Source organism: Bradyrhizobium sp. SZCCHNR3119 (assembly GCF_032487775.1).
Taxonomy (GTDB): Bacteria; Pseudomonadota; Alphaproteobacteria; order Rhizobiales; family Xanthobacteraceae; genus Bradyrhizobium.
On sequence record NZ_JAUEUV010000001.1, the window covers coordinates 959,829 to 974,862 of the forward strand.

15 protein-coding genes and 1 pseudogene are annotated in these 15,034 nt (G+C 63.6%); 4 read left to right on the forward strand and 12 right to left on the reverse strand.

Annotation, left to right across the window (positions count from 1 at the left end; all coding sequences use genetic code 11):
• Nucleotides 1–131: 131 nt before the first annotated feature.
• From QX034_RS04615 to QX034_RS04645, 7 genes are all read right to left on the reverse strand, one after another.
• Nucleotides 132–1,373, reverse strand: a complete 1,242-nt coding sequence (locus QX034_RS04615; protein WP_315727679.1) for a cysteine desulfurase — start codon at nucleotides 1,371–1,373, stop codon at nucleotides 132–134.
• A 3-nt stretch (nucleotides 1,374–1,376) separates the two neighbouring features.
• Nucleotides 1,377–2,702, reverse strand: coding sequence for a Fe-S cluster assembly protein SufD (gene sufD, locus QX034_RS04620; RefSeq protein ID WP_315727677.1), 1,326 nt, complete (start codon nucleotides 2,700–2,702; stop codon nucleotides 1,377–1,379).
• 5 nt (nucleotides 2,703–2,707) lie between these two features.
• Nucleotides 2,708–3,469, reverse strand: coding sequence for a Fe-S cluster assembly ATPase SufC (gene sufC / locus QX034_RS04625; protein WP_315704680.1), 762 nt, complete (start codon nucleotides 3,467–3,469; stop codon nucleotides 2,708–2,710).
• Between the two features lie 36 nt (nucleotides 3,470–3,505).
• Nucleotides 3,506–5,017 carry a Fe-S cluster assembly protein SufB gene (sufB, locus tag QX034_RS04630; RefSeq protein ID WP_315704681.1) on the reverse strand — a complete coding sequence of 504 codons (1,512 nt, stop codon included), beginning with the start codon at nucleotides 5,015–5,017 and terminating at the stop codon, nucleotides 3,506–3,508.
• Between the two features lie 39 nt (nucleotides 5,018–5,056).
• Entirely contained in the window at nucleotides 5,057–5,251 is a 195-nt protein-coding gene (locus QX034_RS04635; RefSeq protein ID WP_008961670.1) for a 4Fe-4S dicluster domain-containing protein, read from the reverse strand.
• A 314-nt stretch (nucleotides 5,252–5,565) separates the two neighbouring features.
• Entirely contained in the window at nucleotides 5,566–7,305 is a 1,740-nt protein-coding gene (nifA, locus tag QX034_RS04640; RefSeq protein ID WP_315704682.1) for a nif-specific transcriptional activator NifA, read from the reverse strand.
• Nucleotides 7,306–7,603: 298 nt separating this feature from the next.
• Nucleotides 7,604–8,449, reverse strand: a complete 846-nt coding sequence (locus QX034_RS04645; RefSeq protein ID WP_409997780.1) for an SDR family NAD(P)-dependent oxidoreductase — start codon at nucleotides 8,447–8,449, stop codon at nucleotides 7,604–7,606.
• 500 nt (nucleotides 8,450–8,949) lie between these two features.
• Between QX034_RS04645 and QX034_RS04650 the strand changes: the two genes are divergently transcribed.
• On the forward strand, nucleotides 8,950–9,804 hold the full coding sequence (locus QX034_RS04650; protein WP_315704683.1) for a xanthine dehydrogenase: 855 nt from the start codon (nucleotides 8,950–8,952) through the stop codon (nucleotides 9,802–9,804).
• 588 nt (nucleotides 9,805–10,392) lie between these two features.
• On the opposite strand, the gene QX034_RS04660 is transcribed toward QX034_RS04650, so the two are convergent.
• Nucleotides 10,393–10,776 carry a carboxymuconolactone decarboxylase family protein gene (locus tag QX034_RS04660; protein WP_315704685.1) on the reverse strand — a complete coding sequence of 128 codons (384 nt, stop codon included), beginning with the start codon at nucleotides 10,774–10,776 and terminating at the stop codon, nucleotides 10,393–10,395.
• Between the two features lie 179 nt (nucleotides 10,777–10,955).
• Between QX034_RS04660 and QX034_RS04665 the strand changes: the two genes are divergently transcribed.
• Entirely contained in the window at nucleotides 10,956–11,879 is a 924-nt protein-coding gene (locus QX034_RS04665; protein WP_315704686.1) for an NAD(P)-dependent oxidoreductase, read from the forward strand.
• Here QX034_RS04665 and QX034_RS33975 read toward each other — a convergent pair.
• Together QX034_RS33975 and QX034_RS04670 are read right to left on the reverse strand one after the other, a co-directional pair.
• Nucleotides 11,872–11,967: pseudogene (locus QX034_RS33975) on the reverse strand (NAD(P)-dependent oxidoreductase); the annotation flags it as partial. The gene QX034_RS04665 and the pseudogene QX034_RS33975 overlap by 8 nt on opposite strands.
• A gap of 9 nt (nucleotides 11,968–11,976) precedes the next feature.
• Nucleotides 11,977–12,153 (reverse strand): DUF2934 domain-containing protein, encoded by a 177-nt coding sequence (locus QX034_RS04670; RefSeq protein ID WP_315704687.1) that lies wholly within the window; start codon nucleotides 12,151–12,153, stop codon nucleotides 11,977–11,979.
• A gap of 70 nt (nucleotides 12,154–12,223) precedes the next feature.
• On the opposite strand from QX034_RS04670, the gene QX034_RS04675 reads away from it, so the two are divergent.
• Nucleotides 12,224–12,376: a hypothetical protein gene (locus QX034_RS04675; protein ID WP_315704688.1), complete on the forward strand. Its 153-nt coding sequence runs from the start codon at nucleotides 12,224–12,226 to the stop codon at nucleotides 12,374–12,376.
• Here QX034_RS04675 and QX034_RS04680 read toward each other — a convergent pair.
• Both QX034_RS04680 and QX034_RS04685 read right to left on the reverse strand, forming a co-directional pair.
• The gene (locus tag QX034_RS04680; protein WP_315704689.1) at nucleotides 12,354–12,710 is read right to left on the reverse strand and encodes a hypothetical protein; all 357 of its coding nucleotides are present in this window, start codon (nucleotides 12,708–12,710) and stop codon (nucleotides 12,354–12,356) included. The genes QX034_RS04675 and QX034_RS04680 overlap by 23 nt on opposite strands.
• A gap of 180 nt (nucleotides 12,711–12,890) precedes the next feature.
• A complete protein-coding gene (locus QX034_RS04685; protein ID WP_315704690.1) occupies nucleotides 12,891–14,249 on the reverse strand; it encodes a histidine kinase in 1,359 nt (452 codons plus the stop codon).
• 146 nt (nucleotides 14,250–14,395) lie between these two features.
• On the opposite strand from QX034_RS04685, the gene QX034_RS04690 reads away from it, so the two are divergent.
• Nucleotides 14,396–15,016: a response regulator transcription factor gene (locus QX034_RS04690; RefSeq protein ID WP_315704691.1), complete on the forward strand. Its 621-nt coding sequence runs from the start codon at nucleotides 14,396–14,398 to the stop codon at nucleotides 15,014–15,016.
• Nucleotides 15,017–15,034 lie beyond the last annotated feature (18 nt).

Consider the following 15,034-nt stretch of genomic DNA (forward strand, 5'->3'; position numbering starts at 1 on the left):
CCGAAGCAATCCAGGCATTTCCGGGTGGATAGACCGGATTGCTTCGCTCGCAATGAGCCGCGGCGACTATCTCAGCTTGTCAAAGGATGCGTGCGTCGATCACGCAAGTCGAAAGCGTCAGCCTTCGTCATTCAGGAAAAGAATTCCTGCGCCTTCTTCAGCGCGCGCACCAGCGCGTCGACCTCGTCGCGGGTGTTGTACATCGCGAAGGACGCCCGGCACGTCGCGGTCACGCCGAACCGTTCCAGGAGCGGCATCGCGCAATGGGTGCCGGCGCGGACGGCCACACCCGAGCGATCGATCACGGTCGCAAAATCATGCGCATGCGCGCCCTGCATCTCGAATGAGACGATCGCGCCCTTATCGGCTGCATTGCCGATGATGCGCAGCGAATTGATCTCGCGCAGCTGCTCGGTCGCGTAAGTGACGAGATCGCGCTCATGCGCTGCTATCCGCTGCTTGCCGATCGAGGCGACGTAGTCGATGGCGGCGCCGAGGCCCGCGGCCTCGACGATCGGCGGCGTGCCGGCCTCGAAGCGATGCGGTGGGTCGCCATAGGTCACCCAGTCCCGGCTGACCTCACGGATCATCTCGCCACCGCCGTTGAACGGCTGCATTGCCGCCAAAAGCTCGCGTTTGCCGTAGAGCGCGCCGATTCCGGTCGGCCCGTAGATCTTGTGGCCGGTGATGCAGTAGAAATCCGCATCAAGATCGCGGACGTCGACCTCGAGATGCACGGCGCCCTGCGAGCCGTCGACCAGCACCGGGATGCCGCGCGCATGCGCGATCTGGATCACCTGCTTGACCGGCACCACCGTCCCCAGCACGTTCGACATCTGGGTGATCGCCACCATCTTGGTGCGCGGGGTCAACAGCTTCTCGAACTCATCGATCAGGAAGTTGCCGTCGTCGTCGACGGGCGCCCATTTCAGCACCGCCCCCTGCCGCTCCCGCAGGAAGTGCCAAGGGATGATGTTGGCATGGTGCTCCATGATCGAGAGCACGATCTCGTCGCCCGGGCCGATCCGCTCGCGTCCGAACGTCTGCGCGACCAGGTTCACCGCTTCGGTCGCCCCCCGGGTGAAGATGATCTCCTCGGGACTTGCGGCATTCAGAAACGCGGCGACCTTGGCACGCGCGCCTTCATAAGCCTCGGTCGCGGCGTTGGCGAGGTAATGCAGCCCGCGATGCACGTTGGCGTATTCTGACGTGTAGACCTGGTTCATCCGCTCAAGCACCGCCTTCGGCTTCTGCGCCGAAGCGGCATTGTCGAGATAGACGAGCGGCTTGCCGTGCACCTGCAGGCCTAAAATCGGAAAATCCTCGCGGATGCGGCTGATGTCGTAGCTGTCTCCATTCACCGCCGCATGCATCGCCTACTCCCGTCGCCCAAGCCAGCCCAACATCATGTCGGTCAGGGCGTTCCGCACCTGCTCGTCGGCCGCCCCCTCGATGATTTCGCCGACGAAGGCCTGGATCAGCAGCGCCTCCGCCTCCTTCTCGGGGATGCCGCGCGCCATCAGATAGAAGCGCAGCTCCTCGTCGATGGCGCCGGTCGTGGTGCCGTGGCCGCACTGCACGTCATCGGCGAAGATCTCAAGCTCCGGCTTGCTGTCGGCCTCGGCCTCATCGGACAGCAGCAACGCGCGCGACATCATCTTGGCATCGGTCTTCTGCGCACCCGGGCTGACCGTGATCTTGCCTTGGAACACGGCCCGCGCACGGTCGCCGACGACCGCCTTGAAAGTCTCACGGCTCTGGCACTCCGCCGCGGCATGGTCGATCGCCAAGGTCGTATCGGCGTGCTGCGTGCCTTTGAGCAGGCTCGCGCCCTTGATGTCGACGATCGTGCCCTCGCCCGCCAGCCGCAGGAACAGCTGATTGCGGACAACCGCGCCACCGAGCACGAAGCCGAGCTGGTTGAAGCATGCCCGCGCCCCGACATTCGCCAGCAGCGAAGCGACATGCAACGCGCCATCCCCCTCGCGCGTCACCTTGATATGGTCGACACGTGCCTCATCGCCGACGACGAGTTGCATCGCGGTGTTGACCTGGTAGTCCGAGCCATCCGGCCCCTGATGTGTCTCGACGATGGTCGCGCTGGCCCCGCTGCCGACATTGACCAGCGAGCGGGTAAACATCGAGGTCGCCACCCAATTGGTCGTCACGAACGCCACATGGATCGGCCGCGCCAGCGCAGCTCCGGGAGCAACACAGATCACGACGCCGTTGCCGGCCAGCGCCGCGTTCAACGCCAGCGCCGGATCGTCCTCGGGAACGACGGCGCCGAGCCGCTGCGACAGCAGCGGCTGGTCGGATGCCAAGGCATCCGCCATCGCGTGAATGGTGAGACCGGTTTCGAGATCGGCAAGATCGGATAGTTCCGGAACGAATGCGCCATCGACGATCATCAGGCGGCGGAAGCCCACACCGGCGAACAGGTCCTGCACCTCGCGAGCCTTGGCCTTGGCCGCGTCATCCGGGAGCGAGGCGAGCCGCTTGGCTTCCTTCATCTGCCCGCGCAGATCGGTATATTTCCAGGCCTCGATTCGCCGATGCGGCAGGCCGACGGCATTGAAGCGGTCGAAGGCGGCGGAGCGGACCGCGGTGATCTCCTCGCCACCCGGCAAAAACTTGCGCGCGGTCTGGTAGAGGTCGGCCAGTCCCAACTCGGCCTTGGTCTTGCGGATGGCAATGCCCATGGTCGTTATGCCGCTTCGCTCTGATATTGCGCATAGCCGGTCGCCTCGAGCTCCCGGGCCAGTTCCTTGTCACCGGTGCGGACGATGCGACCGGCTGCGAAAACGTGCACGATATCGGGCACGATGTAGTCGAGCAGCCGCTGATAATGGGTGATCACGATCATGCCGCGCTCGGCCGAGCGCAGCGCATTGACGCCGTTCGCCACCACCTTCAGCGCGTCGATGTCGAGGCCGGAATCGGTCTCGTCGAGCACGCAGAGCTGCGGCTGCAGCAGTGCCATCTGCAGCGTCTCGTTGCGCTTCTTCTCACCGCCGGAGAAGCCGACATTGAGCGGCCGCTTCAGCATATCGGCATCGATGTTGAGCGTCTTGGCGACCTCGCGCACCCGCTTGAGCAGATCGGGCGACGATAGCTCCTCCTCGCCGCGCGCCTTGCGCTGGGCATTGAAGGCCGCGCGCAGGAAGGTCAGCGTCGCCACACCGGGAATTTCCAGCGGATATTGGAATGCGAGGAAGACGCCCTTGGCGGCCCGCTCATCCGGCGCCATCGCCAGCAGGTCCTCGCCGTTGAGATATACCTCGCCCGCGGTCACCTCGTAGCCGGGCTTGCCGGCGAGCACATAAGAGAGCGTCGACTTGCCGGCGCCGTTCGGCCCCATGATGGCGTGGATCTCGCCCTTGTTCACGGTGAGATCCAGCCCCTGGATGATCTTCCGTCCACCGGCGATCTCGGCGTGGAGTCCCTTGATTTCGAGCAGGGCCGTCATCGAACACTCCTTCTTTTCATCTTGCCGCGTGGCGGCCTATCCGACCGAGCCTTCGAGCGAGATCGAGATCAGCTTCTGCGCTTCGACCGCGAACTCCATCGGGAGCTGCTGCAGCACGTCCTTGACGAAGCCGTTGACGACCAGCCCGACCGCCTCTTCCTGGCTCAAGCCGCGCTGGACGCAGTAGAACAGCACGTCCTCGGAGATCTTCGAGGTCGTCGCCTCGTGCTCGAACACGGCAGAGGAGTTCTTGGCTTCGATATAGGGAACGGTGTGCGCGCCGCATTTGTCGCCGATCAGCAGCGAATCGCAGGCGGTGAAGTTGCGCGCGCCGCTAGCCTTGCGATGGGCCGTCACCAGGCCGCGATAGGTGTTCTGCGACTTGCCCGCCGCGATGCCCTTGGAGATGATCCGGCTCGACGTGTTCTTGCCGAGATGGATCATCTTGGTGCCGCTATCGACCTGCTGGAAGCCGTTGGAGATCGCGATCGAGTAGAACTCGCCGCGCGAATTGTCGCCGCGCAAAATGCAGCTCGGATATTTCCAGGTGATCGCCGATCCGGTCTCGACCTGCGTCCAGGAAATCTTGGAATTCGGGCCACGGCAATCGCCGCGCTTGGTGACGAAATTATAGATGCCGCCGACGCCTTCGGCATTGCCCGGATACCAGTTCTGCACCGTCGAATATTTGATCTCGGCGTCGTCGAGCGCGACCAGCTCGACCACCGCCGCATGCAGCTGGTTCTCGTCGCGCTGCGGCGCAGTGCAGCCTTCGAGATAACTCACATACGCGCCCTTGTCGGCGATGATCAGCGTACGCTCGAACTGCCCGGTGTTGCGTTCGTTGATGCGGAAATAGGTCGAAAGTTCCATCGGGCAACGCACGCCCTCGGGCACGTAGACGAACGAGCCATCCGAAAACACCGCCGAATTGAGCGTGGCAAAATAATTGTCCGAGGTCGGCACCACGCTGCCGAGATACTTCTGCACCAGCTCGGGGTATTCGCGGATCGCTTCCGAGATCGGCATGAAGATCACGCCCGCCTTCTTCAGCTCTTCCTTGAAGGTCGTGGCCACGGAAACCGAATCGAAAACGGCATCGACCGCGATCTTGCTGCGCGGCGCCGCCGGCTCACTCTCACCATCGCCGGCGGCCGACGGCTGCACACCTTCGAGAATCTCGACCTCGCGCAAGGGAATGCCGAGCTTCTCATAGGTCTTCAGGATCTCCGGATCGATCTCGTCGAGGGAGGCGACCTGCTTCTTCGGCTTCGGCGCGGCGTAGTAATAGAGATCCTGATAGTCGATCTTGGGATAGCCGACGCGCGCCCAGGTCGGCTCCTCCATGGTCAGCCAGCGCCGATAGGCGTCCAGCCGCCATTGCAGCATCCACGCCGGCTCATTCTTCTTGCCCGAAATGAAGCGGATGGTGTCTTCCGAAAGCCCCTTGGGGGCCTTCTCCGACTCGATGACGGTCTCAAATCCGTACCGATACTGATCGACATCGATGTCCTTGACCCGATCGATCGTCTCCTGAACGGCTGCCATGCGTCACTCCGCCTCTTTTCCCTCGTCACTCCGCTTGCGTCAGGCCGGCACGCAGGTATCTGGGACCGGACAGACCGCGGCGCATTGCGGCGCGTCGAAGTGACCTTCGCATTCGGTGCACTTCTTGGGATCGATGATGTACATGTCGTTCTTCAGCCGGATGGCTGCGTTCGGACATTCGAACTCGCAGGCACCGCAGACCGTGCATTGCGACGCGATGATCTTGTAGGCCATGAACCGCTCTCCGCGATTTTGCGACATCGGACGACGTCATTCGCGAAGAGGTCTTTCAAGCCGCATGCCAGACGCCATACGTCTGATATCGCAAGGTTATTCCTGATTACTTCGGAGCCGCCAAGCTGTCGCGCTCCCGACATGTCGCAAGTCCGACAGCGCAGTCATTCGCGGCCAACAACTCTGGTACAATGTCGGATCTGCGTAACTTGGTGCGCAAAAAAATCACGCGCCAACGCAAGCTGGCGCGTGAATCTCTGGAGCAAGTCGGGAACGCCGACGACGCGCGTGGCACGCGCTCGTGCCAGCGCGGATCAGAACCGCTTGACCTCGATGTTGTGCTTCTTCAGCGCGTAGCCGATTTGGCGCGGCGTCAGGCCGAGCAACCGCGCGGCCTTCGCCTGCACCCAGCCCGAACGCTCCATCGCCTGGACGATGCGGTCGCGCTCGAGCCCCGCTCCTTCGCCCACCATCTCGATGGTCTCGCCATCGATGCCGTCCATGGGCACTGTCGGCGCCGTGACTTCGACCGGCGCGGTCGCACGCGGCAGAATCGGCAACGGCACCATCGGCTGCGCACGGGGCGGTGGCGGGGTCACGGTGTTGCCCTTCCACAGGATCGCCGACATGCATTCGTTTCGGCTGCAGGCGAAATCATCCATCACGATCGAAGGGCCTGCCGCCATGGTCGCGGTCCGCTGCACGCAGTTCTCGAGCTCGCGAACATTGCCGGGGAAGCCGCAATGCATCAGCACATCGATGGCGCTGACGTCGAAGTTCAGGTCGCGCTCGTTCTCGCAATTGAAGCGTCGCAGGAACTCGCGCGCCAGCTGGGGAATGTCGCTGCGCCGCTCGCGCAGGGGCGGCAGCTTGATCGGCACGACGCTGATCCGGTAATAGAGGTCGGCGCGAAATTCGTTGCGCGACACGGCCTCTTCCAGATTGCGGTTGGTCGCGGTGACGATGCGCACATCGACCTTGATGGTCTGGTTGCCGCCGACCCGCTCGAACTCCTGCTCCTGCAGCACGCGCAACAGCTTGGCCTGGAACGCCGGCGAGATCTCGCCGATTTCGTCGAGGAACAAGGTGCCCTTGTCGGCCAGCTCGAAGCGGCCTTTGCGTGAGTTGATCGCGCCGGTGAACGCGCCCTTCTCATGTCCGAACAATTCGGATTCCAGCACGGTCTCCGGCAGCGCCGCGCAATTGATCTTGATGAAGGGGCGCTTGGCTCGGCTCGACAGCTCATGAATGGCCTTCGCGACCAATTCCTTGCCGGTACCGGACTCGCCGCGCAGCAAGACCGGCGCGTTCGACTTGGCCACCACGTTGATCTTCTCGAGCAGGGCACGCAGCGCCGGACTGTCTCCGACGATCCCATCGACCAGGACCTTCTTGCGGTCCTTCGGCGCAGGCTTCAGTTCCGACAGCTCTTTCTGCAGCCGGTGGCTTTCAGCCATCAGCCGCTCGCGGTCGCGCGCCACCACGCAATGCAGCTTGATGGTCTGGCCGATCAGGTTCGCAACCATTGTCAGGAAGCGCACGTCGGCGTCGAGACGAAAGATCGATCGGCCGTCCCAGACCCGGTCGATGGTCAGCGTACCCACCACCTTCTGGTCGATCCGGATCGGAACACCGAGAAACGACACGCGCACGTCGGAGCCGGCCCCGAGGATGGTCACGTCGGCTTCGCCGAAGGCCGGATGGTCGGCGACGTTCTCGGCGATCAGCGGCACCGCCGTAGCGACGATTTGATCGAGGGCTTTCTGCGGCAGGCGTTCGCGGTAGCGCTGATCGCTGCCTTCGCTCCAGCCTGCCCCCACCGCGATGTCGGGGATACCGTCATCAGCCAGCAGCGACACCACACCATGACGCATCTGCATGAACGACTGCAGCAGGTTGACGACATTGGCGAGGGTGATTTCAAGCCGGGTCGGCGCGGCCAGGATTTTCGAGATCTCGAAGATGCCGGTCAGCGCGATCTCGCTCAGCGGGATGGGAGCTGCATTGGACCGCGCGTCTTGAGCTTCGACCTTAAGTGCTTCCGATTGGATCATGGTCGCATCTCTATCGTCACGGACGCTTCCTTCGGATCGCCCGATTTTGTAGATGTTCTAACATCCTCTCTCATCCGCAACTGATTGTCGTGCCTAACTTTGCTGCACTGCCGTAGAATGAGTGGGCAGATACCGACCAGAAAAGTCGCAAAGCTATCAGGGCATTAATAGTTCGAGCGGGCGCAGGGCTGCAGCCTCGGCCGCAGCGCATCATTGCCGAGCAATAAAGGCGGCCGATGGTCTCGATCGGATTGTCGTGCCGGTCCTTCGCGGAATTCAGAATGGTTCGCAGCTGCGACTAAAGATGCTGCCCCCCGTTGATCTGAATTTCCTCGCCGGTCACGTAGCTGGCGGCATCGGAACAGAGAAAGAAGATCACCTTGGCGACTTCGTCCGGCAGGCCGATCCGGCGCATCGGGATCAGCGGCGAAAACCGCGCCTCGGTCTCCGGCGACACCATCTCGGTCTTGATTTCTCCCGGCGCGATCGCGTTGACGCGAATGCCATGCGGCGCAAAGTCGTGAGCCATTTCGCGGGTGAGACAGGCGAGCGCCGCCTTCGAAGTGGCGTAGGCCGTGCCGGCGAAGGGGTGGACACGAGAGCCGACGATCGAGGTCACGTTGACCACCGCGCCCTGCCCGAGCTTGAGTTCCTCGAACAGCCCGCGGGCGAGCAAAATCGGCCCGAGAAAATTCACGTGAAAGACGGTCATCCAAGCCTCGACCGAGGTCGAAAGCGAATCGAGACGGGAGCCGTCCGTCGCCTTGGGCGAGATCGCGGCATTGTTGATCAATGCATGCAGCGGGGCACCCGCCAAGCGCGCCTTGATATCAGCGATGGCACGCGGCACCGCCTGGCGGTCACTCAGGTCGACCTGGACGTGATTGTCAGGGCCTGCATCCCACGGACAGCGCCCGCCGTCGAACGGCTGTCGCGAGCAGGTGATGATCCGCCAGCCGGCGTCCGAAAACAATTTCGCGGTGGCGTGCCCGATCCCGCGTGAGCCGCCGGTCAGCACCATCGTCTTCTGCTCTTGCCGCGCTCCCGTGCCGACAGACGCGGCGCCATGGAACGGACATAGCAAAGCAGCCGAACCAGGCTCGGCTTCGGCTTGTCGTTCGCCTTGTTCGAGATCGAGACTCACACGCGCTCCCGGTGTTGCGCTCCAGGCGACCGATCCTCGCCCCTGAGAGGCTGCTCGGTGGTCTTGTGGTAGTGCTGCAGGATTTGGGCCAGCAAAAGACGACGCTGGTGCGGTGAGCTTGAGTTTCGCGAACTGCCGCTGGAACTTCGAAAACGAACATCCAATCCTCAACAGCTACTCATAACAGTCGCTTAGCTCCTGCGCTTTCGCGCCACCGAAGCGCAGCTCTGAGCACGAGTGAATGTCGGCGCCGGAACACGCGCGAGCAGCCATCGCTGTCGGATTCACGACAGCTTGGCCGGTTTCAGACATCAAGAGCGACGCCGTCGTGGCGGCAATTCGCATAACCCATTGACGTAAGGCACATTCTCCGAGCTCCACGGAGCTGGTCCAACTCTTGCTCTCATTCTGACAATCAAGTTCTCACAACCAACTTTCCAACAACACTGCCGCCGTCTGTCCGGCCGGCCAGACGCTGAACGCTGCAGGGCCTTTTTTCGATGGGATTGAGCGCCGTCAGGCTCGCCGTCATTCTCGGCACGAACGAAATTGCATCGGCGATCGCCGTCCATCTGCATCGCGCAGGCTACTGCGTGGTGCTCTCGCACGATCCCAATCCGCCCGTCATGCGCCGCAAGATGGCGTTCCACGATGCGCTGTTTGCGGATTTCGCGCGGGTCGAAAATGTGATCGGCGAGCGCATCGAGGGCAGCATGGATGTCTTCAAGGCACTGCGCGCGCCGCGGCACGTCCTCGTCACTTGGCTTGGTCTCCTCGACTTGCTCCCAGTGGGCGAGATCAACCTGCTCGTGGATGCGCGCATGCAGCGGCGCAACATCACTCCGGACCTCAGGGGGATCACCCGTTTCTCGATCGGATTGGGACCGGGGTTCTCGCCCTCGGCCAACTGCGATGTCGCGATTGAAACCAAGCCCGGGCAAAGCGGCCTGATCGTGCGTGAGGGCTGGACGGCCGCGGCCGACGGCGTGCCGCCGCGGTTGGGTGGCGTGGGCGCCGAGCGTTTCGTCTACTCGCCTTATGAAGGCCGCTGGCACACGCCGGTCGAAATCGGCACGCGCATCTACAAGGGTTTCGTCGTCGGCCACTTGTCCGGTACCGCCCTTGTCGCGCCGTATGACGGCGTTCTGCGCGGCATCGTCCGCGACGGCAGCGACGTGCCCGCAGGCATCAAGCTTCTGGAGATTGATCCGCGCGGCCGACATGCGCAATGGACCGGGATCGACGATCGCGGACAGGCGATCGCGGCAGCGACGCTCGCCGTCGCCCAGCAGCATGCGGCGGAGCACGCCGTCGACACAGCGCACGATCTCGCCGCGCCGGCCAAGACGGACTGATGCGGATCGCGCAGAGAACCACGTGGCGCTGAGGCGCGTCGCGATGAGGCCGGCAGAAGGTAACGCATCATTCTGGACTGCTCTCCGTTCGCTGCCAGGCAGTCGAAGACGAGGGCTTGGTTTGGGGCAAAAATGACAGCCCCTCATGGTGAGGAACGCCGCTTGCGGCACGTCTCGAACCATGAGGCCCGGTCCAGTTTGGGCCATAGGCGATCGTTCTGCCTGTCACTGCAAGGCACCTGATTGCATCGGAGCGAGACGTCTTCCTCCTGGCCACTGTTCCACCGCTTCTCCGATTGGCACCGTTGTTGCTTATGGCTTGCAGAAGCGAGCCAAGACACCATGATCATCTGCTCTTGCAATGTCATCAGCGACCGCGCGATCCGCGACATCGTGACCACGGCCGATGTCGCGTTCGGCTCACCGGCTCAGGTCTATGACTGTCTGGGATGCGTCGTCCAATGCGGACTCTGCTCGCGCTCGGTCAAGAGCATCCTTGAAGAAAGACAGGCGAAAACTGCACGCAGGACACAGAGTGGACAGCCGAACATGGTCGTTCCGCCGGCCCCTTGCACACAGCTTGCGATCTCATGAACCTTCAAGTTCCTTGAAGGCCTCGCGGGCATTGCGGAACGCGTCGATGCCGGCCGGCACCCCGCAATAGACTGCGACCTGCAGCAGCACTTCCTTGATTTCGTCCTTGGTCAGGCCGTTCTTGATTGCGCCCTTGACGTGAAGCTTGAGTTCGTGCGGACGGCCGAGCGCGCCAAGCATGGCCAGATTGATGATGCTGCGGGTGCGCCGGTCCAGTCCCGGGCGGGTCCACAATGCGCCCCAGCAGAACTCGGTCGACCATTCCGCCATGGTACGGGTGAACTCGTCCGCGCCGGCGATGGATTTGTTGACGTAGTCCTCTCCGAGCACCTCCTTGCGCACCTTGAGACCTTCTTCGAACAGCGGGCTCTTGCTCATGATGTATCCTTGTCATGGTTGAACGGAGATGACGCGCCTGCGCAGCGCGTAAGACATGGCGCATGTGCGAAATCCCACACTTGCAGGTTAGCCGACAATCTGGCCACTTCGCTACCTGCGCCAAACCAACAAGAACGCTCCCGCCGAACGACGCGGGGCAAAATAACGGGGAGTGAACGATGGCAGGCGATGCCGCGAGCCAGGTGATCGGATTTGTCGGAACCGGCCGCATGGGCGGCCCGATGGCGGGCAGACTGCTCGACGCCGGTTATAAGCTTTGCGTCTACGACACCCGGCCTGAGGCGATGGCGCCGCTGCTTGCGCGTGGCGCGCAAGGCGCAGCCTCTCCGGCGGAGGTCGCCTCCTCGGCGGATATCGTGCTGACCAGCCTGCCCACGCCCGACATCGTCAGGGCCGTCGCGCTGGGCCCGGACGGAGTAGTCGCGGGTACGCGGTCCCGCATCATGATCGATCTGTCGACCACCGGTCCCAGTGCGGCCAGGCAGATCGCCGAAGGGCTGCGGGCGAAGGCGATCACGCTCGTCGATGCACCCGTCAGCGGCGGCATCAAGGGCGCCGTGAACGGCACGCTCGCCGTCATGGTGTCCTGCCCGCGGCCCACCTACGATGTCATCGAACCGATCTTAGCGAATTTCGGCCGGCTGTTTCATGCCGGCGAGACGGCGGGACTCGGACAGACCGCGAAGCTCGCCAACAATCTGATGGCGGCGGCCGCGCTCGTGATCACGTCTGAAGCTGTGGCGATGGGCGTGAAGGGCGGGCTCGATGCCAAGGTGCTGATCGACATCATCAATGCCAGCACCGGCCGCAACAGCGCCTCCCAAGACAAGTTTCCGCGGTCGGTCCTGCCCGGCACGTTCGATTTCGGCTTCGCCACCGGACTGTCCTACAAGGACGTGCGGCTGTGCCTGGACGAAGCGGAAGCCATGGGCGTGCCGATGGTGTGCGGCGCGGTGGTCCGCCAGATGCTGGCGATCACCAACGCCAAATACGGCCCGACCTCCGACTTCACCTCGATCGCGCGCGTGGTCGAGGAATGGGCCGGCGTCGAGATGCGAGACAAGAGCGCGGCACTCAAATGAACGGCTTGCCGCCGGTCACCGCGACCGTCGTCCCCGAGGTGTAGCTGGAGAGCGGATCGGCGAGCATCACACAGGCGGTGGCGACCTCACCTCCGCCTTAGCCGGGCAGAATGGTCGGCGGCGGCGCCTCGGCCTGCTCGCGCAACTGCTCGGTCTCGCGCAATTCCTGCTCGGCCAGGTACCAGAACTCATCCTGTCGCCCCTCGGGCCGGCCGGCTTGTTCCCACAGCTGATGCGCGCGCTCGCGGATTCTCTCGTCTGTCGGCTGGTCCATGAGCACGATCTCACGCGAAACGAGGCGCACGGCCCCGCCCCTCCGGGGGCTGGCACAGCGAGGCAAGGCCGTGCAGGCACGTCCCTTGGACGCGACCTACGACGGCAATGCGCAACGTCCGATGAAGTTCCAGCACGTCGGCGGCGGGCAGCGGCTCGCTGTTGTGATCGAGATCGGTCATTCGTCCCTATTGTCGTTCTTCAACCGAGAGTTCCCGGCATGAAGCAGCGGATCGAGGTGCCGAGCGATCCCTTGATCGGCCACACCATGGTGCGCCCCGAGCGGTTGGGCTCGGTGATCACGGCATCGTCGGGCACGACGACCCACTCGCCATCGAGGCGAACGCGATAATGTGTGCCTTCCATATCCCAGTCGGGATCCGAGACGGCCAAGCCGTCGGCATCGGAGCAACACGGGCCGCGTCCGCTTTTCAAGCTGTCAAACCAGGCCTTCAGCGGCGAGTTGGCATAGCGGCCGTCATCGCGCGCCAGCGCAAGGTGCAGCGGCCACGCCGTCGACAGGAGGGCGAAGCTCAAAGCGATCAACCTCTTGGTCATTCGAGCACCGCAAGCATGGCAGTCACGGTCCCGTGAATACGGGTCACGTCTGTCGCATCGTGCTCATCAAATGCGCTGATCCCAAGATGGTTCCTGTCGGGATGATGCCTTCGGAATCAGCAAACGCCGTCGAACGCGATCATGAGCGAGAAATGCTCCCGATTTCAGAGGCAGGCTATGTCAGGCCGCGTCCGCAGGCACCATGGCTTCGACGACGACGCCGCTCCCGGCCGAGACCACCGTGAGACTGCCGCCCAGCGCGAGCAACCGCTCGCGCATGCCGGTCAAGCCAAAACCGAGTCTGTGGTCCGGCTGCAAGCCGCGGCCATCGTCACTGATCAGGACGCGCGTGTAGCTGCGGCCGCTGCGCGATTGCATCTCCTGCGCGGCCGGCTCGATGGTGACATCGACCAGGCTCGCCTCGGCGTGGCGAAACACGTTGGTGAGCGATTCCTGCACCACGCGGTAGATGGTGAGGTCGGCGGCCTCGCCATGCGCACCGAGCGCATCCGATATCCGGGTCTTGATCGCGATATCCGGGCGCGCCTCGCGCCACAGTCGCACCAAGGCGCCGACAGCTTCGCGCAAGCCAAGCTCGGCCAGGCCGACCGGGCGCAGCCGCTCCAGGATGCGGCGGTTGAACTGCTGCACGGCATTGACCTGATCGAGGATCGCCTGGCCATGCTTGCGCAGCGCGGCGACATCGATCGCGCCGGTGTCGGCGAGCCGCATCAAGGCGCTGGCATGTGCACGCAGCGCGAACAGGTGCGGACCGAACTCGTCATGCAGATCGCGGGCGATCTCCTTGCGTTCATGGTCCTGCAGCGACACCGTGCGCTCGGCGAGGCGCCGTTTTTCCTCCACGGCGTCCCCGAGCACTGCAGCGAGGTGGTTGAGCTTCTGGCAGATCGCAGCGAGCTCAGGCGAGCCGCCCGGCTTCACCCGCGCGTCGTAGGCGCCGCCTTCGATCTGCGCCATCGCGCGCGACAGGTCGCCCAGCGGCGAAAGCGCCCGGTCCACCACCAGCATGGTGATCAGGAACGAGGCGGCGGCGATCGCCGTGCCGACGATGAGCTGGGTCAGTATGCCATCCCAGATCTCGGCAATCTCGTCGTCCGGATGCGACGTGATCACCAGCGTGTCCGGCCGCCCCGCAACCATAACGGGAACCACGACCGATCGCTTCTCCGGATGCACCAGCGCGACGAACCAATCCGGCGCTGACCGCGTGCTGGCTCCGCCGGGCCGATCGGAAGTCTGCAAGACGGATGCGTTCCGACTCATGACGCTGACATGACGAAGCTGGCTCAGATCGCCCACGATCCGCCTCAGCTGCGCATCGGGGTCCGGCGCCTCGTTCAACCCGGCGACGATGGTCTCGACAAAGCCGCGCGCGAGCCGGATCACGCTCTGATCCTCGGCGCGCACGCGCGGACCGGCTTCCCAGACCAGCCGGCCGATATTGATGCCAAGTCCCAGCGCCAGCACCAACGCGAGCAGCAGGTTGATCCGGGCGCGTAGCGACAAATTCTGCCACATCTTATTGATCCGTGGTGCGTCTCATTCACATGTCCGCCGACATTGACAGGCAAATTGGCGGGCGATCTAATCCAACCATGAGATCGCGCGCGATGCATCTTTGATGCACTGCAACAAGCGATACGAGAATTGCGGGAACCCAGGGCATGCGCGTTCTGATCGTCGATGATCATCCCATTGTCGCATCGGGCTGCCGCGCCGTGCTCTCCGGCGAGGCGGATGTCGTGCTGCTCGAAGCCTCGGATGCCGAGAGTGGCGAGCAAACCTTTCTTGCCGAGCGCCCGGATGTCTCGGTCATCGACATCAACCTGCCGACCGTGTCGGGCTTCGAACTCGCGCGCCGCATCCTCGCCCATGAGGCAGGCGCCCGCCTGATCATGTTCAGCATGAACGACGACCCGGCCTTCGCGGCGCGTGCCATCGATATCGGGGCCAAGGGGTACGTCTCGAAAAGCGGCGACCCGAACGATCTGGTGGAGGCGATCCGTCAGGTCCGTCGCGGAGATACCTATCTGCCGCCGGCCATCGCCCGCAGCATTGCCTTTGCCGGCCCGGCCTTCGCCCAAAGCCCGCTGGCGAAGCTGAACCCGCGGGAGATGGAGATCTTGCGTCTGCTCAGCGCCGGCAAGAGCCTGTCGGAAATCGCCTGGCTCATTCAATCCTCCTACAAGACGGTCGCCAATACCGCCTCGATCATCCGTCACAAGCTTGGGGTGAAGACCTCCGGCGAACTGGTCCGTCTCGCCATTGCGCATGGCGTGAGCTGAAACACCCGGGCCGCACTC

Excerpts from the sequence above, each read along its gene's own strand:
- QX034_RS04615 (WP_315727679.1), bottom strand. The coding sequence starts at position 1,373 with ATGCATGCGGCGGTGAATGGAGACAGCTACGACATCAGCCGCATCCGC.
- sufD (WP_315727677.1), bottom strand. The coding sequence starts at position 2,702 with ATGGGCATTGCCATCCGCAAGACCAAGGCCGAGTTGGGACTGGCCGAC.
- sufC (WP_315704680.1), bottom strand. The coding sequence starts at position 3,469 with ATGACGGCCCTGCTCGAAATCAAGGGACTCCACGCCGAGATCGCCGGT.
- sufB (WP_315704681.1), bottom strand. The coding sequence starts at position 5,017 with ATGGCAGCCGTTCAGGAGACGATCGATCGGGTCAAGGACATCGATGTC.
- QX034_RS04635 (WP_008961670.1), bottom strand. The coding sequence starts at position 5,251 with ATGGCCTACAAGATCATCGCGTCGCAATGCACGGTCTGCGGTGCCTGC.
- nifA (WP_315704682.1), bottom strand. The coding sequence starts at position 7,305 with ATGATCCAATCGGAAGCACTTAAGGTCGAAGCTCAAGACGCGCGGTCC.
- QX034_RS04650 (WP_315704683.1), top strand. The coding sequence starts at position 8,950 with ATGGGATTGAGCGCCGTCAGGCTCGCCGTCATTCTCGGCACGAACGAA.
- QX034_RS04660 (WP_315704685.1), bottom strand. The coding sequence starts at position 10,776 with ATGAGCAAGAGCCCGCTGTTCGAAGAAGGTCTCAAGGTGCGCAAGGAG.
- QX034_RS04665 (WP_315704686.1), top strand. The coding sequence starts at position 10,956 with ATGGCAGGCGATGCCGCGAGCCAGGTGATCGGATTTGTCGGAACCGGC.
- QX034_RS04670 (WP_315704687.1), bottom strand. The coding sequence starts at position 12,153 with ATGGACCAGCCGACAGACGAGAGAATCCGCGAGCGCGCGCATCAGCTG.
- QX034_RS04680 (WP_315704689.1), bottom strand. The coding sequence starts at position 12,710 with ATGACCAAGAGGTTGATCGCTTTGAGCTTCGCCCTCCTGTCGACGGCG.
- QX034_RS04685 (WP_315704690.1), bottom strand. The coding sequence starts at position 14,249 with ATGTGGCAGAATTTGTCGCTACGCGCCCGGATCAACCTGCTGCTCGCG.
- QX034_RS04690 (WP_315704691.1), top strand. The coding sequence starts at position 14,396 with ATGCGCGTTCTGATCGTCGATGATCATCCCATTGTCGCATCGGGCTGC.